Consider the following 22,756-nt stretch of genomic DNA (forward strand, 5'->3'; position numbering starts at 1 on the left):
TCGGGACGGCGCATAGGTTCCTAACGCTGGCGGGACAGCGCCCCCTTTGGCCTGCCGGCCATCTCCCCCACTTGGGGGGAGATCAGACGTCGCGTCGGCTTTCGCCAATCTCCAACGTTGCAGGATGAGCGGCGCGCTGGCACAGCCAATCTCCCCCCTTGTGGGGGAGATGTCCGGCAGGACAGAGGGGGGCGCGAAGGATCGCTGCGGAACGGCTTCATCGCTACCCTTCGACTTGGCCCACAAGCTTTGGTGGTGAGGTGCTTGACTGCCAATTGAATCGATCCAATTTGCCGCCGCGAGCCACCGGCGCACCGGATTTCAGAGCGTGAACATACAAACCACAATGCAAGCGCGGCCGCTGGGCCGTTGCCGGCATTTTCCTTGCCAATGGCTTCCTCACCGGCAGCTGGGCGCCGCAGATCCCGGTGTTCCTCACCCGGCTGGACATCTCGAAATTCATGCTCGGCCTGCTGATCCTGCTGTTCGGGGTCGGCGCGGTGATGGCGATGACCTGGTGCGGCCATCTCATTTCCAGGCACGGGTCGCGCACCGTGCTGCGCTGGTTCGGCGTCTGCGGCAGTTTCGGCCTGCTGGTCGTGGCGCTCGCCCCCAACGTGCCGCTCGCGGCAATCGCCATGCTCATCTTCGGCGGATCGATCGGCGGCATGGATGTCGCCATGAACTCCAATGCCGTGGTCGTCGAACGGCGGCTGTCGCGCGCGATCATGTCGTCCTCGCATGGCTTCTGGAGCCTCGGCGGCTTCGCCGGCGGCGCGCTCGGCGGCTACTCGATCCAGAATTACGGCTACCTCTCCCATGCGATCGTGGTGACCGCGATCGCTTTCGCCGTTATTGGCCTTGCTGTTCGCTACCTTATCGCCGAGGACAAACCGCGGGCCGCCGAGCATCAGAAATTTACGCTGCCCCGGCACACAATAGTCTATCTGGTCGGGCTGATGGCGCTGCTCACCATGGTCTCCGAGGGCGCGGTGCTCGACTGGGCGGCGCTTTATCTGCACCAGGAGGTCGGCGCCGACCTTGCGATTGCCGGCCTCGCCTATGCCGCTTTCTCCGGCGTCATGGCGCTGATGCGCTTCCTGGGCGACGGCGTGCGCAACCGCTTCGGCGCGGTGGCGACGCTGCGCGGTTCGGCGCTTGTCGCCGCCGCCGGCATGTTCGTGGCCGGCCTCTCGCCTTCGCCTTATCTCGCCATTGCCGCATTCGCCTTCTGCGGCTTCGGTATCGCCAACATGGTGCCGATCCTGTTCTCGGCAGGCGGCAACCAGGAAGGCATGTCCTCGGGCACCGGCATGAGCGTTGTCACCACCGTGGGCTATTCCGGCATCCTGGTGGCGCCGTCGGCGATCGGCTTCGTCGCCGAGCACTCGAGCTTCGGCCCGATCTTCATCGCGCTTTCGGGCCTGCTGGTCATCGTGTTGTTGATGGCCAGCCTTGCTCACCGGGCCGAATTCGCCGCCGATCCGGCGCCGGCGGAGTAACGCTTCAGCTCTTCATGCAGGAAATCCGCCACCCGGCGGATACGCACGCTGGTGCGCACATCGCGATGCATCGCAAGCCACACTGGTAGCACGGGCAAGGGAACCTCCGGCAAAAGCTTCTCCAGGTCCGGATCGCGGTTCGCCAGCGGCTCCTGGCCGATGCCGATGCCATTGCCGGCCCGCACCGCTTCCCAGAGCACGATCTGGTTATCGGTCCTGAAGCGGAAGTCGCTGCGGCCGACCGCAATACCAAAAGCGGTGAAGCCGCGAATGATCTCGTCGCTGCGGTCGAACCCGACCAGGGCATGGTCGAAGAGATCGGCGGGCTTTTGCGGACGGCCGCGCCAGTCGAGATAGGATTTCGCCGCGCACAGGCAAAGCGCAATGTCGGTGACCTTGCGCGCCACCAGCTCGTTCTGCGCCGGCCTAACCATGCGGATGGCGATGTCGGCATCGCGGCGCAACAGGTTCTCGACCTGGTTCGAGGCGACGATCTCGACCTCGATGCCCGGCTCCTCCTCGCCAAGACGCGCCGTCATCTGCGGCAACACGCAAGCCGCGACCACTTCGCTGGCGGCAATGCGCACCGTGCCCTCGATCGCCTCGACCGATCCGAGCGCCAGCAGCGAGAAGGCATTGGCCTGCTCGCTGACCGCCTGCCCTCGTTCGTAGAGCGCGCTGCCGGCTTCCGTCAGTTCGTAGCCGCGCCGCCCGCGCCGGAACAGCGTGACGCCCAGCGCCTGCTCCAGCTCGGCGATGTGGCGGCCGAGCGTCGGCTGGCTCGCCGCCAGTCTGCGCGCCGCAGCCGACAGGCTGCCTGTTTCGGCCACCGCGACGAAACTCTTGATCAGGTTCCAGTCGAATTCTTTCATTCATTTTTGAATATCATATCGCCGATCTTAGTCAATTTTCATTCGTTTCCGGGGAGGTCAGATTAGGTGGGGCAAACGCAATCAACGGAGACGAACAATGACCAAGATCGCAATTCTGGGCGCCAATGGACGGCTCGGCCGCGTGGTCGCCAAGGCTTTCATCGACGCCGGTTTCGACGTCCGCACCGTCACCCGCACCGGCAAGGTGCCGGCCGAGCTCAAGGGCGCCACGGCGGTCGCCGGCGATGCGCTGGACAGACAGTCGCTGGTCCGCGCCACCGAAGGTGTCGACATCATCTTCAACGGGCTCAACCCGATCTATACCGACTGGGGCAAATGCCTGCCAATGGCCGAGAACGTCATGGCCGCCTGCCGCGCGAATGGCGCGCTGCATCTCTTCCCCGGTACCGTCTACAATTACGGCTCGCCGATGCCTGAGGTGATCACTGAGGACACGCCTTTCCATCCGACGACCGAGAAAGGCCGCATTCGCTGCGCCATGGAAGAGCTGTCCGGTCGCGAGGCCGATGCTGGCCGGGTGCGCACCATTCTTCTGCGGGCCGGCGACTTCTTCGGCGGCACCGGCAGCGGCTCGTGGTTCGACCTCGTCGTCGCCGCCAAGATGGAAAAGGGCACCTACACCGCGCCTGGACCGGCCGACCTCGTGCATGAATGGGCCTATCTGCCCGACTTCGCCGTTGCCTTTGTCGGGCTGGCGCGCAATCTCGACAAGCTTGGCTTCTACGAGGCGCTGAATTTCCCGGGCCACGCCGTCACCGACCTCGAGATCAAGGCCGCCGCCGAGAAGGCGCTCGGCCGCAAGCTGAAGCTCTCGTTCATGCCGTGGTGGGTGCTGCGCGCCGGCAGCCCGTTCGTGGCCATGTGGCGCGAGATCGTCTCGATGTCCTATCTGCGCTTCGAGGCGCACCGGCTGGTCTCGACGCGATTGGAGAGCATCATCCGCGAGATTCCGCACACCCCGCTCGACCGGGCTGTAGCGGAAGCCATGCAGGATATCGGCATTGCCGTCGCGGCCTCGCGCCAGGCCGCCTGATCAACGCTGAGCACCAAAGCTGAACCGGCCGGGCCTCGGAGGCCCGACCATGGATCGTTGAAGATCAGATCCGGCCCAACAGCAGCAAAATCAGCAGAATGACCAGAATTACGCCAACGATCCCCGAAGGCCCGTAGCCCCAGGCGCGCGAATGTGGCCATGCCGGCACGGCGCCGATTAGGATCAGAATCAGGATTATTACGAGAAGTGTGCCGATCGTCATGAAAATGCCCTCGCCGTCTGGTTGAACCTCGAGGGAACAATGCAAAAAGCCGCCCGGTTGTTCCCGGGCGGCTTTTTGCATTTGGATTTCGAAAACCAGCTATTCCGCGGCCTTTGGGAAGGCGACCGCCGGATCGGTGCCAGGCTCCGTGGCCGGTTGATCGGTCGACACCTTGCCCTTGCCGCGGCCGAACAGCCGGCTGAGCCAGCCGCGCCGCGCGCCGGGCTTCACCTTGGCGCGGGTGAACACCATCAGCATCGACGGCGTCACCACCAGGGTCAGCAAGGTGGCGAAGGAGAGGCCGAAGACGATCGCCGAGGACAGCGAAATCCACCATTGCGTCGACGGCGCGTTGATCGTCGTCTCGTGATGGAAGATTTCGAGGCCGAGGCCGAAGGCGATCGGCAGCACGCCGAGGATGGCCGAGACCGCCGTCAGCACCACCGGCCGGGCGCGCTCGCGGCAGGTCTGCAGCACCGCGTCTATCTTATCCCAGCCTTCCTCGCGCAGCCGGTCATAGGTGTCGATGAGCACGATGTTGTTGTTAACCACCACGCCGGCGAGCGCGATGACGCCGATGCCCGACATGACGATGCCGAAGGCTTCGCCTGTCAGAAGCAATCCGAGGAATACGCCGATGGTCGCCATGACCACGCAGGACAGAACAAGCCACACGCTGGTGAACTTGTTGAACTGCGCCAAGAGCACCAGGAAGATCAGGAAGATCGCGGCGCCGAAGGCCTTGCTCAAGAAGGCGCTGGCTTGCGCGCTGTCCTCGTTGGAGCCGGCGAGCTTCCAGCGGATGCCGCTGCCGAGATTCATGTCGGTGACAGCCTTTGTGACTTCCTGCTGCACCGCCGCGACCTGCGCGCCGGCGCTGACATTGGCTTGCACCACCACGGTCCGCGCGCCGTCGATGCGATTGAGGATACCCACCGTCGGCTCCGGTTTCCGCACCACGAAGTTCGAGATCGGCACCGACCCTTGCGAGGTCTGCACCCTGAGCTCGTCGAGCGTCGACAGCGTGCGCCGGTCTTCCGGCAGACGCAGGCGGATGTCGACGGCGTCGTCGGCGCCGGCCGGCCGGTATTCCGACAGCTTGAGGCCGTTCGTGACCAATTGCACCACCGTGCCGACCGAGGTCGGGCTGATGCCGTATTGCGCCGCCTTGGCGCGGTCGACCTCGAGCGCCCAGTCGACGCCAGGCGGCGGCAGACCGTCGGAAACGTCGATGACGTTGGGGATCCTGGCGATCCGCGCCGCCACCGCACGCGCCTTGTCGTCGAGCCCGGTCGGGTCGGCGGCAGAAAGCCTGATCTGGATCGGCTTGCCGGTCGGCGGACCCGCTTCCGGCACGCGCACCTCGACGTCGACGCCCGGAATGCCGGCCATCACCGCGCGCAGGTCGTCGAGGATCTGGTTGGCGGACTTGCGCTCGCGCCAGTCGACGAACTCGTACTGGATCACGCCGACGACGTCCTCCGGGATGTCCTGGCCGCCGCCTTGCGTCTTGCCGACGCGGGTATAGACCGACTTCACGCCCGGCCAGCCGAGCAGCCGGCTTTCCGCCGTCTTGGTCGCGGCGTCCATTTCGGCCAGCGATAGATTGCCCCGGGCATGCACGTAGAGCAGGCCGTAATCCGGCTCGACGCTGGGGAAGAACTCGACGCCGGCGCCGTATTTCGAATAGGCGAAGCCGACGCCCACCAGCAGGCCGACGGTGAGCAGGATGACGGTGATCGGGAAGCGCACCGCCTGCTTGACCACGGCCATGTACCAGCCGTCGCGATGATCTTCCTCGTGATGCGCCGGCGCCTTGGCGAAGATGGCGCCGAGCGTCGGCGCGAACACCAGCGCATAGAGCATCGAGGCCGACAGCGTCACGATCAGCGTGATCGGCATGTATTTCATGAAGTCGCCGATGATGCCGGGCCAGAACAAGAGCGGCGAGAAGGCGGCGATGCGCGTCATCGTCGCCGCGATGACCGGGCCCGCCATGCGCTTGGCGGCCAAAGCGAAGGCGTCCGCCTTCGGCATGCCCTCGCTCATGCGCCGTTCGGCGAATTCGGTGACGATGATGGCGTCGTCCACCAGCATGCCGACCGCCAGGATGAGGCTGAACAGCACGATCATGTTGATCGTGTAGCCCATCATCGCGAGCAAAAGGATGCCGATCAGGAAGGATGAGGGGATGGCGAGGCCGATGAGCAGCGAGGCACGGCCCGACAGCGCGTAGAGGATGACGATGAACACCAGGATGACGGCGATCATCACATGGTTCTGCAGGTCGCCCAGAAGCTGGTTGACGAAGACCGACTTGTCCTGCGTGTAGGTGACGTGCATGCCCTCCGGCATCGACTTGATGAAATTGTCCGACACCTCCCTGACATGGGTCAGCGTGTCGATCAGGTTGGCGCCGATGCGCTTCTTCACTTCGATGGCGATCGCCGGCTTGCCGTCGAGGCGGGTCACCGTCTCGGCGTCCTTGAAGGTCGAGCGTACGGTGGCGACGTCCTTGGCCTGCACCACCGCATTGGGCGTGGCGACGACCGGCAGGCTGGCGACGTCCTCAGGCTTCTCGATCAGCGACGGCACCTTGACCGCGTATTTGCCTTCGGAACCTTCGAGATTGCCGGCCGCGACCAGGCTGTTCGAGGCGCCGACGCCCTGGATCACCTGGTCGAGTTGCAGCCCGTAGGAGGAGAGTTTTACCGGATCGATGACGACTTCAACCAGATCGTCGCGCGCGCCCTGCAGCGAGCCTTCGAGCACGCCCGGCACTTCCTCGATGCGGTCGCGCAATTCGCGCGCCGCAGACGTCAGCACGCGCTCCGGCACGTCGCCGGACAGTGTCACGACCAGAACCGGGAATTCGGACACGTTGACTTCGGTGACGGTCGGCTCCTCGGCCGCCTGCGGCAGGTCGGCCTTGGCGTCCTGCACCTTGCTGCGCGTATCCTGCAGCGCGGTGGCCAGATTGGTCTGCGGCTGGAACTCGACCAGCACGTAGCCGCCGCCCTGGAAGGCGGCCGAGCGCATCTCCTTGAGCCCCTTGAGGCTCTTGAGCTTGCTTTCCATTGGCCTGAGCAGCAGGCGCTCGGAGTCCTCCGGCGAAATGCCCTGGTAGATCAGGCTGACATACATCATCGGAATCGGAACGTCGGGTTCCGCTTCCTTCGGCGTCGACTGATAGGCGACCCAGCCCGCGACGAGCAGGAACATCAGCGCCGATATTGTGAGGCGGGCGTTGTTGATGGCGAGTCTGACGATGTCCATGACTTATGCCTGCTGTTTCTTTCGGGAGCTGCGATGACGGCCAGCGACGCCGGACAAGCCCGGCGTCGGGAGTCGTCGCGCTACTGGGTACCGGCGGTGGCTTCGCCGATCAGCTTGTTGATGGTCGCCTGATCGGCCTCGACGGGCTTAACCAGATCGCCTTCCTTCACCAGCTCCTGGCCGGCGACGATGATGCGCGCGTCCTGCGGGATGCCGCCGAGCACCAGGCCATGCGGCGTGTCGTCGACGAGATCGATCGGGAAGAACGCCACCTTGTCGTCCTTGCCGACCGCGCGGATGCCGAGATCGCCCTTGTCGCCCAGCGTCACCACCGAACGCGGCAGCATGACGGCGTTGGTCGGTTCGGCGCTGAGCGTGATCTCGGCCGTCATGCCGGCCGGGATGGAGCCGTCGCCATTGGGGATCGCCACCTCGACACGGAAGGTGCGGGTCTGCGAGGAGGCATCGCGGCTGATATAGCGCACCGTGCCGGTGACCTTCTGGTCGTTGACCAGGCGCACATTGGCCTCGTTGCCGATCTTGATGTAGCGCAGGTCGCGCTCGCTGATCTCGCCGCGTGCGATCACCGGATCGAGCTTGAGGATGGTGGCCACCTCGCCGCCCTGCATCACCGAGCTGCCGAGCTCGACCGGCACGCGGTCGATGACGCCATCGAACGGCGCCTTCACTTCATTGCGGTCGAGTTCGGCCTGCGCCGTCTCCAGCATCGACTGCGCCGCCGTCAGGTTCGAGCGGGCGGTGTCGAGCTGCAGCGCGGGCAGGTTGCCGGTTTTCATCAGCCGCAGCGCCGCGTCGAGTTCGGCTTGGCGCTGCGCCAGGAGTTGCCTGGCGTTGTCGATGTTCGAGATCTTTTCCTCGGTGGCGAGCATCAGCACCAGGTCGCCCGTCTTGACGTGATCGCCCTGCTTGACCGGCAGCTTGTCGATGACGCCGGCGACGCGGGTGGCAAGCACCGCGCGCTTGTCGGCTTCGGTCAGGCCCGAGATCCGTATTGCCCGCGCGTAGGTCTTGCGTGGCGGCGTCACCACCGCGACCGTGCGCAATGCCGCCTTCGGCTCGGCCTCTGCCGTCTTCGGCTTGTCGGCCCCGGCCTGCGCGGCTTTGCCCGCTTCTCCTGCCTTCTGGTGATCGGCGGCGCTGCCCACGGACGAGAACTCGCCCGTTGCCATCCAGGCAGCGAATCCGATGAGCACAGCAATGGCTGCAAGCTTGTGAAACCTGATTTTCGGCATCGACGTTTTTTCCACTACGGGTTCGGCCGGGCCGCGTCTTGAGATGCGGGCGCGTCGCCGATATGGGTTAGCGCTGAGCCGTGTTCAATTTGCCGTGATCGGCGAAACGCGCTTCTACCGCAAAGCAGCGGCGCAATATAGTGAGAAAAATTGCAGCATCATTGCGCCTCCAGCCGTGGCGGACAGGCTTTTTTCCACTTTTCGGTCGCTCGACTGCCCGGCTTTTCCCGGTCCGGGGCAGATTTTTCGCTCGTTCGACCACTCAGTGGCAGCAGGCGTCAGTATGATGCGGAATTTTTTCGCGCAATGACTTGCTGGATTGGCACGAGACAACGCAGAGGACGCGCCCACTTCGAAAATAAATCCTGTCAGGTGATCAGGTTCAGCAACCGGAACAGCCGCTCGAACGTCCCGCCATAGGGCGGTCTGAGCAGGCCGCCGGCACTTAAGCGGGACTGGACGAAGATCGGCTTTTCCTTGCTGAAGGTCCGAAAACCCCATTCGCCATGGTAGGCGCCCATGCCGCTCTCGCCGACACCGCCGAATGGCTGCCTTTCCTGCACCAGATGCATCATGCAGTCATTGACCGTCACGCCGCCGGCGACGGTTTCCCGCATCACCCTTTGGCGATTGGCGCTGTCCTTGCCGAACCAATAAAGGGCGAGCGGACGCTCGCCCCGGTTCACATGCTCGATGGCGTCATCGACCGTGCCGTATTCGAGGATCGGCAGCAGCGGCCCGAAGATTTCCTCGCGCATCAGCCGCAGGTTTTCGCCGGCATTCCTGACCAGAACAGGCGCCATCTTGCGGTCGCTCTCGCCAAGCTTTTCGTTTGCCGGGTTGACCTCGGTGACATCGGCGCCGCTTTCGCGCGCCTCGGCGATCATGTCGCTCAGCCGCTGATGGTGCCGTTCGCTGACGATCGCCGTGTAGTCGGGATTGTCGCGCAAGTGCGGATAGAGCCGCGCCATGGCGGCGGCAAGTTTCGTGGCGATCGCCGCACCCTGCCCTTGCGGGACCATCAGATAGTCGGGCGCGATGCAGGTCTGGCCCGCGTTCAAGAGCTTGCCGTAAGCGACGCTCGACACCGCAGCATCGAGATCGCAGGTCGCATCGAAGATCGCCGGCGACTTGCCGCCGAGCTCGAGCGTGACCGGCGTCAGATTGGCGGCGGCGGCCAGCGCCACCTGGCGACCGACGGCGGTGGAGCCGGTGAACAAGAGGTGATCGAAAGGCATCGACACGAATGTCTTGCCGACCTCGGCATCACCGACCACCACGCTCATTTCGTCGGGAGAAAAATGCTCTTCGACCAACCGGGCAAGCAGCTCCGAAAATTTCGGCGTCAGCTCGGACGGCTTGAGCAGCACGCGATTGCCCGCTGCGAGCGCGGCGGTCGCCGGCGCGATGGCGAGCTGGAACGGATAATTCCAGGGCGAGACGATGCCCACGACGCCGAGCGGCTGCGGCAAAAGGCGGTTGCGCCCCGGCAGGAACGGCAGGCTGGTGGCGACGCCGCGCTCGCGCATCCAACCGCGCAGATGCCGAATGGCATGCCTGATGCCGGCGCGGACGACGAACAGTTCCGCAAGCCGCGTTTCCTGCGCCGCCCGTCCAGTGAAATCGCTGTCGATCGCCTCGCAGATCTCGGCTTCATGCCTTTCGGTCAGCGCCAGCAGCCGCTTCAGCCGGTCCTTGCGCACCTCGAGGCCGGGAAAGGGCTCCTTCTCGAAGGCCCTGCACTGCGCTTCAAACCTGACCCCAAGGGAGTTCTGTCTGGTCTGCAGCATCGCCACCTCCCGTTTACGTGCAGGTAAACGTACATCGCTCAACGGGCCGAATCCAGCGCCTCGCCAGTGCCGTTAGGGAAGCTTCAGCGCGAACTGATATATGCTAGGCCCGGCGGCGCGCCGACTCCGGCTTCATGTGCGCGGCGAGGAATTCCTTGACCCGCCGGCCCGGCGCCGGGCCTCGCACCGGCTTGAAGCCGTCGTCGAGCTCGCCCGACAGGTCGAGCGTTGCTTGTCTGCCGACGGCGTCGTAATTCTCCTCCAGCCAATCGCTGGCGGCGCTTCGGCCAAGATCGCGAAGGTAGGCGAGGAAGGCCCATTCGGCATTGACCTTGGACGAAGCAGAGAGGTCCTTGAACGCCTCGTCGGCATCGATGCGGTGCATGCGGATGTCGCGATATTCGCCGTGCGGCAAGCGGCCGGCCGCGATCAACTCCTTGACGAAGGCGATCGAGCGGAATTCGCGCAGCAGCCCGGCGTTGAAGGTGATCTCGTCGATGCGGTTCTGGATCTCGTTGGCGCTCTTCGGCGTGCCCTCGCGCACCACCGGGTTGATCTGCACCAAGAGCACGTCCTCGGTCGCCGCCGTCTTGAAGAAAGGATAGAGCGCCGGGTTGCCGCCATAGCCGCCGTCCCAATAGGGCACGCCCTTGATCTCGACGGCGCGGAACAATTGCGGCAGGCAGGCCGACGCCATCACCGTATCGACGTCGATCTCCCCGTCGGAGAAGACGCGCAACTGCCCGGTCTCGACATTGGTCGCCGAGATGAAGAGTTCCATCGACTTGCAGGCGTGCACGTTGCGAAAGTCGATTTCCTTCTCGAGCACGTTACGCAGCGGATTGAGGCCGAGCGGGTTGGCGACGTAAGGCGAGAACACCCGTGACATGGTGTCGAAGAAGAGATAGCCGGGCGTGTTCTCGATTGACCAGTTGCCCCACACGACATCCCACGGCATGCGCTGCACCGGGCTGAAGCGGCCCTTCGAGGCCACGGCCCGCCAGAAATCGTCGAGCTTCTTGCGCGCGCCCTCGACGCCGCCGCGCACGAAGCCGTCGGCCAGCGCCACCGCGTTCATGGCCCCGGCGCTGGTGCCGGACACGGCCGCGATCTCCAGCCGCCCGTCCTCGAGCAGGCGGTCGAGCACGCCCCAAGAGAAGGCGCCGTGCGAGCCGCCACCCTGGAGCGCGATGTTGATCTTCTTCTTGTCCTCCGCCTTGCCGTTCTTCGCCATGGCGTTCCTTGTCTCGATGCTCCGGCTTGCCCCAACGTCATGGTGCGAAGCGGTTGGTCATCAGCCTATGTTGCAGTGCAGCACATAAGGACTAACCAAGGCAAGAACACGAACACGGTCGCGTGATCGGTTGAAATTTCGGTCATGAAAAACCTCTCCGCTGACCGGAAACGGAGAGGTTGCATCAAGGCCTGATCCAAATGTCAGGCGACGAGATCGGGCACCGGCCCGACATAGCGCGACTGCGGCCGGATCAGCCGTCCGGTCGCCTGCTGCTCGCGTGCATGCGCAATCCAGCCGGCGACGCGGCCGGCGGCAAAGACGTTGGAGAACGCTTCCTTAGGGAAGCCGGCGGCTTCGAGCAGCAGTGCCGTGTAGAATTCGACATTGGTCTGGATCGAGCGCTGGGGCTTGGCGACCCTGAGCACATCGAGTGCCGTCTGCTCCACCGTCTCGGCGAAAGCCAGCCGGCTGCCCGTCTCCCGGCTTCCTGTATCTTTGCGGGAACCGAGCCGCCGCACGACCGCCTTCAGCACGTCGGCGCGCGGATCGCGCACGCGGTAGATGCGATGGCCGAAGCCCATGATGCGCTCGCCGCGCGCGATCTCGCCCCGCAGCCAGGCGGCGGCGTCGCCGCTGGCTTTGATCGCGTCGAGCATCTCGATCACCGGCCCCGGCGCGCCGCCATGCAGCGGACCTTTCAGCGCGCCGAGCCCGGCCAGGATTGCCGAGGTCAAGCCCGCCTGCGTCGACGCCACCACCCGCGTTGCGAAGGTGGACGCGTTGAGCCCATGGTCGCAGACCGTGACCAGATAGGTGTCGAGGGCCTTGGCAAGCGCCGGCGTTGACGGGCCGCCGAGCATTTTGAGCATATCGGCGGCATGATCGGCGCGAGCATCCGGAGGAAGCGGCTTCTCGCCACGGGTAAGTCGCAGCAGGGCCGGCGTCAGCACCGCCGGCGCCGCGACCAGCCTGAGCGCATCGGCCAGCGCCTCGCCATCCGGCAACAGGGCGATGCCGGCACGCATGGCGCTGTAGATATCGAGCGGCGCCAGTTGGCCCAGCATCGGCTGCAGCCGTTCGAAAACATCGGTTCGCGCACTGCCGATCGCTTTCTCCAGTTCGGCGTCGCCGGGAAGCTCATCGAAAAAGCCGTCGAACAGGAGGCGGACCACCTGGCCGTAGCGCCAATGGCCGGCGAGTTCCGTCAACGAATGGCCTCGGATGGTGAGATGCCCGCCTGCCCCATCGACATCGGAAAGCACCGTGTCCGCCGCCACAACATCATCAAGTCCATTTGCCATGACTTGTCTCCTTGACCTTTTGTGCACTGCAATTAATGCTGCGCAATCAATGCATCAATCTTGATCAATTGAATCAATGCGAGGCGCCTGGGCATGTCCGAATGGCTGACACGGGAGGAAGCGCTGGCGCGGCTCAACGTCCGGCCGCAGACGCTCTATGCCTATGTCAGCCGCGGCCGCATCGGCATGCGGCCGGACGGGGCCGACCCGCGCCGCAGCCAATACCGCGCCGACGATATAGCCGCGCTTGCGACACGACGGGCGCGCGGGCGAAGCCCGCAAGCGATCGCCGAAAGCGCCATCGCCTGGGGCGAGCCGGCAATCACCACCGCCATCTCGACCGTGCTGCACGGCCGCCTCGTCTATCGCGGCAAGGACGCCGCGACGCTTGCGGCGACAGCGACGCTGGAGGAGACGGCAGGCCTGCTATGGGCCTCCGGCAGCAGGGTATCCTTCGCTTCGCTGACTCCGTCGACCGTTCGGGAGAGCGGCACTGCAACGGCCTTTGCAAGATTATCGGCGCTTGCGGCCGCGGGCCGGCCTTCGCTCGGCCGCAGGCCGGGCATGCTGCAGCAGGACGGCGCCAGCGCCACAAGCGTGCTCGCGACATCCCTCGGCGCAAGCGCGGGGGCGGAGCCGGTGCATGAAAGGCTGGCACGCGGCTGGTCGGTCGACGCCCACGGCGCCGATCTCATCCGCAGGGCTCTGGTGCTGCTTGCCGATCATGAGCTCAACGCCTCGACTTTTGCAGCCCGCGTCGCGGCATCGACCGGCGCGCCAATCGCGGCCTGCCTGCTTGCCGGCCTCGCCACCCTTACCGGACCGCGCCATGGCGGTGCCGGCGCCGCGGCGATCGCCCTTGTCGAGGACGCCGAGCGGCTGGGCCCGGACGAGGCGGTCGCCCGCTGGCTCGCCCACGATCGGCCATTGCCCGGCTTCGGCCACCAGCTTTACCCCGAAGGCGATCCGCGCGCGCAGGTCCTGTTCTCTGAGTTCAAGATCGACGTTGGGCTCTTGCGTCTGCGCGACGCCGTCCTCGCCGCGACCGGCATGCATCCGAACATCGATTTTGCCCTGGCTGCGCTGACGCGCGGCCTGCGGCTGCCCGCCGATGCCCCCTTCCGCCTGTTCGCGCTCGGCCGCAGCGTCGGCTGGACGGCGCATGCCGTCGAGCAGTTGACGAGCAACAGGCCGATCAGGCCGCGCGCCCGCTATGACGGGCCGGCCGGAATGGGATGATGGCTTCTAAGATTAGCCGGAACGCGTCCGAACCGTCTTCCTAGCTAGGGCGAAGCAAGGAGCGGAGCGACGCACGCAGACCCGAGGATGACGAAGGGATTGGCCTTTTCCGCCATCTCAAACGTTGGCGACCGCCAGTAACGACGGCCAAAAACCGTCAGGACATCGCGTCCAGCTTGCGCTGCATCGCAGCGATCTGCGCCTTAAGCTCCTGCAGGTCGTCGGATTTCTCGTCCTTCTTCGGCGGCTCGGTGGGCGCCGCGGAATTGGACCCGGCCGATGGGAACGGCGTGAACATGCGCATGGCGTTCTGGAACATCTCGACGTTGCGGCGCGTCTGCTCTTCCAGCGCCTTCATCGGCGTCTTCATCATGTCGATCGGCGTCTTGCCGAACGCGCCCTTCAGCTGCTCGCGGAATCGCTCCTGCTCCTTGGAGAAGGCGATCATCGACTGTTCGAGGAAGCTCGGCACGATCATCTGCATCTGGTCGCCGTAGAAGGAGATCAGCTGGCGCAGGAACGGGATCGGCAGCATGTTCTGCCCGTCCTTGTTCTCCAGCTCGAAGATGATCTGGGTCAGCACCGGATGCGTGATGTCGTCGCCGGTCTTGGCGTCCTGCACCGTGAACTCCTCGCCCTTCTTGACCATGTCGGCGAGGTCCTCGAGCGTCACATAGGTGCTGGTGCCGGTGTTGTAGAGCCGGCGGTTGGCATATTTCTTGATGACGATCGGGTCGTCTTTTGCGGCCATCCGTATCCTCCCCAGGATACCGGCGCGTTCAGAGTAAGCGGCCGGTAACGATTGCGCCATTTGTCGAGGATATGCGCAAAAGCCCCACAATTCCAAGTGGTTTGTGCAGTGCGGCATCATTTAATGCGGAATGGGCCGAGCAAATTGTGCTGCGCAGCGACGGCTGCGCTGTCACGATAAGCGCTCGACCTGCTTGCCGCGCATGGCGGCCATGCCCATTTCCGGTTTGACTCAGGCACTTGAACGGGCAAGAAAAGTCTTCAACGATAGCCTAAAACACGACACCTCGAAGTCTGGAGAAGAAAATGTCCGCTTCCAATTCAATCGTCGTCGCCAGCGCCGCCCGCACAGCGGTCGGGTCTTTCAATGGCAGTTTCGCCGCAACGCCGGCGCACGAGCTCGGCGCCGTGGTCATCAGGGAATTGCTGTCGCGGGCCGGCGTCGAGGCAGCGGACGTCGACGAAGTCATCCTCGGCCAGGTGCTGACAGCCGCTCAGGGCCAGAACCCGGCCCGTCAGGCCTCGATCAATGCCGGCCTGCCCAAGGAGACGACGGCCTGGGGCCTCAACCAGGTTTGCGGCTCGGGTCTCAGGGCCATCGCGCTCGGCATGCAGCAGATCGCCACCGGCGACGCCAGGGTGATCGTCGCGGGCGGCCAGGAATCGATGTCGCTGTCGCCGCACGCCCAGCACCTGCGCGCCGGCGTCAAGATGGGCGACTACAAGATGATCGACACCATGATCAAGGACGGCCTGTGGGATGCCTTCAACGGCTACCACATGGGCAACACCGCCGAGAACGTCGCCCGCCAGTTCCAGATCACCCGCGACGACCAGGACGAGTTCGCGCTCGCCTCGCAGAACAAGGCCGAAGCCGCGCAGAAGGCCGGCAGGTTCAAGGACGAGATCGTCGCCGTCACCATCAAGGGCAGGAAGGGCGATACCATCGTCGACCAGGACGAATATATCCGTCACGGCGCGACGCTGGATGCCATGACCAAGCTGAAACCGGCTTTCGACAAGGACGGCACGGTCACCGCAGCCAACGCTTCCGGCATCAATGACGGCGCCGCCGGCGCGCTACTGATGACCGAGGCCGAGGCTGCCCGGCGCGGCATCACCCCGTTGGTCCGCATCGCCTCCTGGGCGACCGCCGGTGTCGATCCGGCGATCATGGGCACCGGCCCGATCCCGGCTTCGAAAAGGGCGCTGGAGAAAGCCGGCTGGTCGGTCAAGGATCTCGATCTCGTCGAGGCCAACGAGGCCTTCGCCGCGCAGGCCTGCGCCGTCAACAAGGGCATGGGCTGGGATCCCTCGATCGTCAACGTCAATGGCGGCGCCATCGCCATCGGCCATCCGATCGGCGCCTCCGGCGCCCGCGTCTTCAACACGCTGGTCTACGAGATGCGCCGCAGAAATGCCAAGAAGGGCCTCGCCACGCTCTGCATCGGCGGCGGCATGGGCGTCGCCATGTGCGTCGAAGCGCTCTGACAAAAAGTGAATGGTGAATGGCAAATGGTGAATGGCGGGTAGCCGACCGTCTTCGACCATTCACCATTCACTATTTGACAATTCACCAAGAACAAGGAGGAGGAACAAAATGACCAAAGTAGCAATCGTCACGGGCGGATCGCGCGGCATCGGCGCGGCCATATCGGTGGCCCTGAAGAATGCCGGTTATTCGGTCGCCGCGAACTATGCCGGCAATGACGAGGCGGCTCAGAAATTCAAGGCCGAGACCGGCATTCCCGTGTACAAATGGTCGGTCGCCGACTACGACGCCTGCGCCGCCGGCATCGCCCAAGTCGAGGCCGATCTCGGCCCGGTCTCGGTGCTGGTCAACAATGCCGGCATCACCCGCGACACCATGTTCCACAAGATGACGCGCGAACAGTGGAAGGAGGTCATCGACACCAACCTTTCAGGCGTCTTCAACATGACGCATCCGCTGTGGAACGGCATGCGCGACCGCAAGTTCGGCCGCGTCATCACCATTTCTTCGATCAATGGCCAGAAAGGCCAGATGGGCCAGGTCAACTATTCAGCCTCGAAAGCCGGCGACATCGGGTTCACCAAGGCGCTTGCCCAGGAAGGGGCCCGCGCCGGCATCACCGTCAACGTCGTCTGCCCGGGCTACATCGCCACCGACATGGTTATGGCCGTGCCGGAAAAAGTGCGGGAATCGATCATCGCTCAGATCCCGGTCGGCCGTCTCGGCGAGCCGGAAGAGATCGCGCGCTGCGTCGTCTTCCTCGCCTCGGACGAGGCCGGCTTCATCACCGGCTCGACGATCACCGCCAATGGCGGCCAATATTTCGCCTGACGCTTTTTCGGCATCGATAAGCAGGCGGCCCGGATATCTGGCCGCCTGTTTTCTTTGGCCCCGGTGAGACGCATGCCTCAATACGGCACGCAAAAGTTAACGGCCTCCACTCGCCCTATGCGAAACCTTGTTCACGAGCTGTGGATTTTCGGTGCACAAGCTGTGGACAACACCATATCTAGGGGTGAACAAACCGGGAAAATGCATGGATCGCTGATTCGTCGCCGATTCGTTCCGGCTTTGGCCGAAAAGTTAACGCTGAGAGCCGGAAACGGCGCTGAAAAGATTAACGGCGGTTAGGAAAGGTCAACCATTTCATAATTTTGGCGCTACGCCCAAGCCGGCGACGATCGTTCACCGGCAAAAGTTAACAGCCCTTCGCAGCTCGTCTGAGCCAAGCATGAAACGGGCCAGTTCCCGGATTCAGCATGTGGTGAGACTCATCGTTAAAAAATCCAAATATAGCCGTGAACAAAACCTGAATCAGACCGAGTCAGTGATTCGTAGCCGATTCGTTCCAGACTCGTTCCAACGGTTAATCGGCAGCGGATTCTGACCTTGCCTGTCTTTGCTCCTGATGGGAACATTCCGCTTTCGCTTCGCGTCTGAAATCCCTATGTGTCGGCTGTCACACGCGACGGCACCGCCGCGTCCCCGACAACAAGCGGCAGAAACCCCTATTTCCGAGCCGATGAATATCCAGCCGAAACACACCCAGCCGCTGATTCTTTCGGGCCGTGACGTGACGGCCGTGCTCGGCCCCACCAACACCGGCAAGACCCATCTCGCCATCGAGCGCATGGTGGCGCATGAGACCGGCGTCATCGGCCTGCCGCTGAGACTTCTTGCCCGCGAGGTCTATGCCCGCGTCTGCGAGAAGGTCGGCGCACACAAGGTGGCGCTCATCACCGGCGAAGAGAAGATCGTTCCGGCGAGCGCGAAATATTCCGTCTGCACCGTGGAGGCGATGCCGCGCGAGACCGATGCCGCCTTCGTCGCCATCGACGAGGTGCAGCTCGCGGGCGATCTCGAGCGCGGCCACATTTTCACCGACCGCATCCTGCATCTGCGCGGCCGCCAGGAGACGCTGCTTCTGGGCGCCGCCACCATGCACGGCATCCTGCAGCGCCTGCTGAAGGGCGTCTCGGTGGTGACGCGGCCGCGGCTGTCGCACCTTGCCTATGCTGGCTCGAAGAAGCTCACCCGCCTGCCGCGGCGCACCGCGATCGTCGCCTTCTCGGCAGACGAGGTGTACGCCATCGCCGAGCTGATCCGTCGCCAGCAGGGGGGTGCAGCCGTCGTGCTCGGCGCGCTCAGCCCGCGCACCCGCAACGCCCAGGTGGAGATCTTCCAGTCCGGCGATGTCGACTATCTCGTCGCCACCGACGCCATCGGCATGGGACTGAACCTCGACCTCGAGCACGTCGCCTTCGCCCAGAACCGCAAGTTCGACGGCTACCAGTACCGCAACCTGACCGCGGCCGAGCTCGGCCAGATCGCGGGCCGCGCCGGCCGCCATCTGCGCGACGGCACCTTCGGCGTCACCGGCCAGGTCGATCCGTTCGACGAGGATCTGGTCAAGAAGATCGAGGGGCACGACTTCGACCCGGTGAAGGTGCTGCAGTGGCGCACCGCCGATTTCGATTTCACCAGCCTCGACGCTTTGAAGCGCTCGATCGAGACCAATGCTCCGGTCGAAGGGCTGACCCGAGCGTTGCCGGCGGTCGACGCCCAGGCGCTGGAGCACCTGTCGCGCGACGAGGACATCAGGGCGCTCGCCACCGGCAGGGAGCGCGTGGCGCTGCTTTGGGAAGCCTGCGCGCTGCCCGACTACCGCAAGATCGCGCCCGCCCAGCATGCTGACCTCATCGCCTCGATCTACATGGACCTTGCACGCCGCGGTCATGTCGATGAGAATTACATGGCCGAGCAGGTGCGGCGAGCCGACACGACGGATGGCGATATCGACACGCTGTCGCACCGGATCGCCCAGATCCGCACCTGGACCTTCGTTTCCAACCGACCGGGCTGGCTGGCCGATCAGCTACACTGGCAGGAAAAGACGCGCGAAATCGAAGACAGATTGTCGGATGCGCTGCATGAGCGGTTGACGAAACGCTTCGTAGACCGCAGGACTTCCGTCCTCATGCGGCGCCTTAGAGAAAATACCATGCCTGAAGCTGAAATCAGCCCAACCGGAACCGTCCTCGTCGAAGGCCACCACGTCGGCGAGCTGCAAGGATTTCGCTTCACCGCCGACCAGAGCGCCGGCGGCGAGGACGCCAAGGCGGTGCGCACCGCTGCCCAGAAGGCGCTCAGCGCGGAGTTCGAGGCGCGCGCCGAGCGCTTCGCCGCCTGCGCCAACGGCGATCTGGCGTTGGGCTCGGACGGCATCCTGCGCTGGATCGGCGCGCCGATTGGCACGCTGGTCGCCGGCGACGAGGCATTGAAGCCGCGGCTCGTATTGCTCGCCGACGAGCAGCTCACCGGGCCGGCCCGCGACAAGGTGGCGGCGCGCGCCGAGCGTTTCGTCAATTTCCAGATCGAAACGCTTTTGAAGCCGCTGGTCGATTTGAAGAATGCCGAGCAGCTCGCCGGCATCGCGCGCGGCATCGCCTTCCAGCTCGTCGAGCATTTCGGTCTCATTAACCGCCGCGACATCGCCGAAGAAATGAAATCGCTCGACCAGGAGGGCCGCGCCGCGCTGCGGCGCCTTGGCGTGCGCTTCGGCGCCTACCACGTCTTCGTGCCGGCGCTGATCAAGCCGGCGCCGGCGGGGCTGGTCACGCTGCTCTGGGCGCTGAAGAACGACGGCAAGGACAAGCCGGGCTTCGGCGACGTGGTGCATGCGCTGGCGTCGGGCCGCACCTCGGTGGTCATCGACCCTGCCTTCGACAAAACCTTCTACAAGCTTGCCGGCTACCGCAATCTCGGCCGCCGCGCCGTGCGCGTCGACATTCTCGAACGGCTGGCCGACCTTATCCGCCCGGCGACCAACTGGAAGCCCGGCCTCGGCCAACGGCCGGACGGTGCCTATGACGGCCACGCCTTCATGGTGACACCACCGATGATGTCGATCCTCGGCGCCACCGCCGACGACATGGAAGAGATCCTGAAGGGCCTTGGCTATCGTTCCGAACCGAAGCCGGCAGCCGAGGTCAAGGCGAAGCTCGACGCGCTGGACAACGCGGCCCGCGAGGCCGCCGCGGCGAAGTTGGCGGCGGAAGCGGCCGCGCGCGCCGCGCAGGCGGCCGAGGTAACAGCCGCCGATGCCGTTGCCGAAACTTCCGCCGAGGGACCGGAATCGGAGGCTGAAGCGCCTGCGACGGAAGCTCCGGCCGAAAGCGTGGATGAGCCCGTTGCCGAGGCAGGCGAGGAGCACGTCTCCAAAGCGGAAACGCATAGCGCAGCCGATGCGGTAAGTGAGCCGACGGCGCAAGACGAGGCACCGGTTAGTGAGGCCTCCACTGAAGCTGAGGCTGAGGCTGAACCCGAAGCTGCGGCGGCAAGTGAAGCCACGCCGGCCGAAGTGACGGCAGCACCGGAAGCCGCCACCGGCGAGACGCCGGTCGAACAGGAAGAACCGAAGCCGATCCTTCTGTGGCGGCAGGCCCGTTTCGATCATCAGCGGCCCCGCCATCGCCACAACAACCGCCGGGACAATCGCCCGCGCGGCCAGGCGGGGCGCGACGGCCAAACTGCGACGGCAGCCAGCCAGGCCAGCGATCGGCCGGCCCAGGAGGCCCGCCGCGACCAGCGCGAGGGCGCCGGCAAGCCGCGCTTCGATCGCTCGAAGTTCAAGCCGCGCCCGGAACGTGACGGTGAGCGGCGCGACGGCAAGCCACAAGGCGAGCGCCCCGACCGCCGCGAGGGGCGGCCGGACTGGAAGGGCAACAGGCAGGATGGCAAGGGCAATGCCGGTAAGCCGGCCTTCCAGGGCAAGCCGCGCGAGGAGCGCCCGCAGCGCTTCGACCCGGATTCGCCCTTCGCCAAGCTCGCCGCCTTGCGCGACCAGCTGAAGAAATAGCCTCGGCCGGTTGCGATGGTCGGAGAAGGCCGCCAGCGTATCGACAAATGGCTGTTCTTCTCACGTGCGGTGAAATCGCGGTCGCTGGCGGCGAAGCTGGTGGTTGCCGGACGCGTCCGCATCAATCGCGACAAAGCAGCGCAGGCCTCCGATCTGGTCAAGGCCGGCGATGTGCTGACCATCACGCTCGAGCGCCGAATCCTGGTCTGGAAGGTGCTCAACTGCGGCACCCGGCGTGGTCCTGCCGACGAGGCGCGGCTGCTTTATGAGGATATGTCGCCGCCGCCTACACCCAAGGGCGAGGCGGTCCCCGACGCTATTCCGGCACTGCGCGAGGCCGGCAGCGGCCGCCCGACCAAGCGGGAGCGGCGGCAGACCGACCGGCTGCTCGGCGACGACTGAAGATACAAGCGGAACCTCGTCGCGGCACCCGGCCGGAATTCCATTCCGCGACGCCGGCTCAGGCGGCAAGCCATGCCCTTGCCAGCGGCGGGCAAAGGCGTTACCTCACCTTCAAAAGCCCAGCAAAAACGGGACGTCCCGGAGTCTGCGATGACCTATGTCGTGACCGACAATTGCATAAAATGCAAATACATGGACTGCATCGAGGTCTGTCCGGTCGACTGTTTCTACGAAGGCGAGAACATGCTCGTCATCCATCCGGATGAGTGCATCGACTGCGGCGTCTGCGAGCCTGAATGCCCGGCCGACGCGATCAAGCCGGACACGGAGCCCGGCCTCGACAAATGGTTGCAGGTCAATTCCGAATACGCCGAGAAATGGCCCAACATCACCGCCAAGAAAGAGCCGCCGGCCGACGCCAAGGCCTTTGACGGCGAGACCGGAAAGTTCGAGAAATATTTCTCAGCCGAGCCTGGCGAAGGCGACTGACAGCAGGGCCGGCCTAGCCGGCATGACGCAGCGTAACGGGGCCGATACAATTGCTGTCTTGACAGGCAGCGACGGCGCTTGGCGTTAGCGAATGCAGCAAAACCTTGATTCTTCCGACTTTTTGTGTTACATCTACAAAACATGCCGGTGACACAACGTCGATTTATGGCGCTAACGCCCCAAATCACTGAAAGGTGAGCTTCTCAATCCGGACCAGAGCGATCTGGGGCAGGCGGTCGCATTTATGCGGTTTGCCGGTCCCGGCTTATTCCGGTGGGTTCACTTGTTTGTGCGGCTAAAGGTCGGCTTCCGCCGATCGTCTGAGTTTCAGCCGGCGCCGCCATGCCGGCGCTACAACTAAGGAGTTCAGGGCGTAATGGCAACGATCACCCCGCAGAAGAAGTCCACCGCGGCCCGTCACGGGTTCAAGACCGGTGAGTTCATCGTCTATCCGGCGCATGGCGTCGGCCAGATCGTGGCCATCGACGAGCAGGAAGTCGCGGGTCACAAGCTGGAGCTGTTCGTCATCGATTTCCAGAAAGACAAGATGCGGCTCAAGGTGCCGGTCGCCAAGGCGACCTCGATCGGCATGCGCAAGCTGTCGGAAGAGGATTATGTCTATCGCGCGCTGAAGGTCGTTCAGGGCCGCGCCCGCATCAAGCGCACCATGTGGTCGCGCCGCGCGCAGGAATATGACGCCAAGATCAATTCCGGCGACCTGATCTCGATCTCGGAAGTGGTGCGCGACCTCTATCGCGCCGACAACCAGCCGGAGCAGTCCTATTCCGAGCGCCAGCTTTATGAAGCCGCGCTCGACCGCATGGCCCGCGAGATCGCCGCCGTCAACCGCATGTCGGAGACCGAGGCGGTGCGCCTTATCGAGGTCAACCTCAACAAGGGCCCGAAGCGCGGCGCCAAGGCCGACAACGAGGAAGCCGAGCAGGAAGAAGCTGCCTGAGCTTTTTCGCCTACCGAACACGAAAAACCCGGCCTCGCGCCGGGTTTTTGATTCTGCGGG

General features: G+C 64.6%; 17 protein-coding genes. 9 read left to right on the forward strand and 8 right to left on the reverse strand.

The features are described from left to right. Nucleotides 1-377: 377 nt before the first annotated feature. The gene (locus tag AU465_RS11775; protein ID WP_192247148.1) at nucleotides 378-1,502 is read left to right on the forward strand and encodes an MFS transporter; all 1,125 of its coding nucleotides are present in this window, start codon (nucleotides 378-380) and stop codon (nucleotides 1,500-1,502) included. Here the strand turns inward: AU465_RS11775 and AU465_RS11780 are convergent. Next, nucleotides 1,460-2,374, reverse strand: a complete 915-nt coding sequence (locus AU465_RS11780; RefSeq protein ID WP_192247082.1) for a LysR family transcriptional regulator — start codon at nucleotides 2,372-2,374, stop codon at nucleotides 1,460-1,462. The two genes, AU465_RS11775 and AU465_RS11780, sit on opposite strands and share 43 nt — an antisense overlap. A gap of 97 nt (nucleotides 2,375-2,471) precedes the next feature. Here AU465_RS11780 and AU465_RS11785 point away from each other — a divergent pair, with 97 nt between their 5' ends. Further along, nucleotides 2,472-3,428, forward strand: coding sequence for an SDR family oxidoreductase (locus AU465_RS11785; protein ID WP_192247085.1), 957 nt, complete (start codon nucleotides 2,472-2,474; stop codon nucleotides 3,426-3,428). A 64-nt stretch (nucleotides 3,429-3,492) separates the two neighbouring features. Here AU465_RS11785 and AU465_RS11790 read toward each other — a convergent pair whose 3' ends face one another. From AU465_RS11790 to AU465_RS11815, 6 genes are all read right to left on the reverse strand, one after another. Further along, nucleotides 3,493-3,651, reverse strand: a complete 159-nt coding sequence (locus tag AU465_RS11790; protein ID WP_192247150.1) for a DUF3309 family protein — start codon at nucleotides 3,649-3,651, stop codon at nucleotides 3,493-3,495. 99 nt (nucleotides 3,652-3,750) lie between these two features. Further along, complete coding sequence (locus AU465_RS11795; RefSeq protein ID WP_192247087.1) at nucleotides 3,751-6,927, reverse strand: efflux RND transporter permease subunit; 3,177 nt, start codon at nucleotides 6,925-6,927, stop codon at nucleotides 3,751-3,753. A gap of 80 nt (nucleotides 6,928-7,007) precedes the next feature. Next, entirely contained in the window at nucleotides 7,008-8,180 is a 1,173-nt protein-coding gene (locus AU465_RS11800; protein WP_192247089.1) for an efflux RND transporter periplasmic adaptor subunit, read from the reverse strand. Between the two features lie 368 nt (nucleotides 8,181-8,548). Continuing rightward, nucleotides 8,549-9,970 (reverse strand): coniferyl aldehyde dehydrogenase, encoded by a 1,422-nt coding sequence (locus AU465_RS11805; protein ID WP_192247091.1) that lies wholly within the window; start codon nucleotides 9,968-9,970, stop codon nucleotides 8,549-8,551. A 103-nt stretch (nucleotides 9,971-10,073) separates the two neighbouring features. Then, entirely contained in the window at nucleotides 10,074-11,204 is a 1,131-nt protein-coding gene (locus AU465_RS11810; protein ID WP_192247093.1) for a patatin-like phospholipase family protein, read from the reverse strand. Between the two features lie 203 nt (nucleotides 11,205-11,407). Beyond that, nucleotides 11,408-12,508 (reverse strand): citrate synthase/methylcitrate synthase, encoded by a 1,101-nt coding sequence (locus tag AU465_RS11815; RefSeq protein ID WP_192247095.1) that lies wholly within the window; start codon nucleotides 12,506-12,508, stop codon nucleotides 11,408-11,410. Nucleotides 12,509-12,601: 93 nt separating this feature from the next. On the opposite strand from AU465_RS11815, the gene AU465_RS11820 reads away from it, so the two are divergent. Further along, nucleotides 12,602-13,747, forward strand: a complete 1,146-nt coding sequence (locus AU465_RS11820) for a citrate/2-methylcitrate synthase (protein WP_192247097.1) — start codon at nucleotides 12,602-12,604, stop codon at nucleotides 13,745-13,747. Between the two features lie 157 nt (nucleotides 13,748-13,904). On the opposite strand, the gene phaR is transcribed toward AU465_RS11820, so the two are convergent. Next, complete coding sequence (gene phaR, locus AU465_RS11825) at nucleotides 13,905-14,498, reverse strand: polyhydroxyalkanoate synthesis repressor PhaR (protein ID WP_192247099.1); 594 nt, start codon at nucleotides 14,496-14,498, stop codon at nucleotides 13,905-13,907. A 305-nt stretch (nucleotides 14,499-14,803) separates the two neighbouring features. On the opposite strand from phaR, the gene AU465_RS11830 reads away from it, so the two are divergent. From AU465_RS11830 to AU465_RS11855, 6 genes are all read left to right on the forward strand, one after another. Continuing rightward, complete coding sequence (locus AU465_RS11830; RefSeq protein WP_192247101.1) at nucleotides 14,804-15,988, forward strand: acetyl-CoA C-acetyltransferase; 1,185 nt, start codon at nucleotides 14,804-14,806, stop codon at nucleotides 15,986-15,988. Between the two features lie 109 nt (nucleotides 15,989-16,097). Beyond that, nucleotides 16,098-16,820 carry a beta-ketoacyl-ACP reductase gene (locus AU465_RS11835; RefSeq protein ID WP_192247104.1) on the forward strand — a complete coding sequence of 241 codons (723 nt, stop codon included), beginning with the start codon at nucleotides 16,098-16,100 and terminating at the stop codon, nucleotides 16,818-16,820. Nucleotides 16,821-17,511: 691 nt separating this feature from the next. Then, nucleotides 17,512-20,847 carry a helicase-related protein gene (locus AU465_RS11840; RefSeq protein WP_192247106.1) on the forward strand — a complete coding sequence of 1,112 codons (3,336 nt, stop codon included), beginning with the start codon at nucleotides 17,512-17,514 and terminating at the stop codon, nucleotides 20,845-20,847. A 15-nt stretch (nucleotides 20,848-20,862) separates the two neighbouring features. Then, a complete protein-coding gene (locus AU465_RS11845; RefSeq protein WP_192247108.1) occupies nucleotides 20,863-21,249 on the forward strand; it encodes an RNA-binding S4 domain-containing protein in 387 nt (128 codons plus the stop codon). 150 nt (nucleotides 21,250-21,399) lie between these two features. Then, nucleotides 21,400-21,738: a ferredoxin FdxA gene (fdxA, locus tag AU465_RS11850; RefSeq protein WP_192247110.1), complete on the forward strand. Its 339-nt coding sequence runs from the start codon at nucleotides 21,400-21,402 to the stop codon at nucleotides 21,736-21,738. Between the two features lie 376 nt (nucleotides 21,739-22,114). Beyond that, a complete protein-coding gene (locus AU465_RS11855; protein ID WP_192247112.1) occupies nucleotides 22,115-22,696 on the forward strand; it encodes a CarD family transcriptional regulator in 582 nt (193 codons plus the stop codon). The last annotated feature ends 60 nt before the right edge of the window (nucleotides 22,697-22,756 follow it).

It is taken from the genome of Mesorhizobium silamurunense (genome assembly GCF_014843905.1).
Classification (GTDB): Bacteria; Pseudomonadota; Alphaproteobacteria; order Rhizobiales; family Rhizobiaceae; genus Mesorhizobium; species Mesorhizobium silamurunense.

Bases quoted from the DNA above. Each gene is read 5' to 3' on its own strand.
- AU465_RS11780 (WP_192247082.1), bottom strand. From the start codon at position 2,374: ATGAAAGAATTCGACTGGAACCTGATCAAGAGTTTCGTCGCGGTGGCC.
- AU465_RS11785 (WP_192247085.1), top strand. From the start codon at position 2,472: ATGACCAAGATCGCAATTCTGGGCGCCAATGGACGGCTCGGCCGCGTG.
- AU465_RS11790 (WP_192247150.1), bottom strand. From the start codon at position 3,651: ATGACGATCGGCACACTTCTCGTAATAATCCTGATTCTGATCCTAATC.
- AU465_RS11795 (WP_192247087.1), bottom strand. From the start codon at position 6,927: ATGGACATCGTCAGACTCGCCATCAACAACGCCCGCCTCACAATATCG.
- AU465_RS11800 (WP_192247089.1), bottom strand. From the start codon at position 8,180: ATGCCGAAAATCAGGTTTCACAAGCTTGCAGCCATTGCTGTGCTCATC.
- AU465_RS11805 (WP_192247091.1), bottom strand. From the start codon at position 9,970: ATGCTGCAGACCAGACAGAACTCCCTTGGGGTCAGGTTTGAAGCGCAG.
- AU465_RS11810 (WP_192247093.1), bottom strand. From the start codon at position 11,204: ATGGCGAAGAACGGCAAGGCGGAGGACAAGAAGAAGATCAACATCGCG.
- AU465_RS11815 (WP_192247095.1), bottom strand. From the start codon at position 12,508: ATGGCAAATGGACTTGATGATGTTGTGGCGGCGGACACGGTGCTTTCC.
- AU465_RS11820 (WP_192247097.1), top strand. From the start codon at position 12,602: ATGTCCGAATGGCTGACACGGGAGGAAGCGCTGGCGCGGCTCAACGTC.
- phaR (WP_192247099.1), bottom strand. From the start codon at position 14,498: ATGGCCGCAAAAGACGACCCGATCGTCATCAAGAAATATGCCAACCGC.
- AU465_RS11830 (WP_192247101.1), top strand. From the start codon at position 14,804: ATGTCCGCTTCCAATTCAATCGTCGTCGCCAGCGCCGCCCGCACAGCG.
- AU465_RS11835 (WP_192247104.1), top strand. From the start codon at position 16,098: ATGACCAAAGTAGCAATCGTCACGGGCGGATCGCGCGGCATCGGCGCG.
- AU465_RS11840 (WP_192247106.1), top strand. From the start codon at position 17,512: ATGAATATCCAGCCGAAACACACCCAGCCGCTGATTCTTTCGGGCCGT.
- AU465_RS11845 (WP_192247108.1), top strand. From the start codon at position 20,863: ATGGTCGGAGAAGGCCGCCAGCGTATCGACAAATGGCTGTTCTTCTCA.
- fdxA (WP_192247110.1), top strand. From the start codon at position 21,400: ATGACCTATGTCGTGACCGACAATTGCATAAAATGCAAATACATGGAC.
- AU465_RS11855 (WP_192247112.1), top strand. From the start codon at position 22,115: ATGGCAACGATCACCCCGCAGAAGAAGTCCACCGCGGCCCGTCACGGG.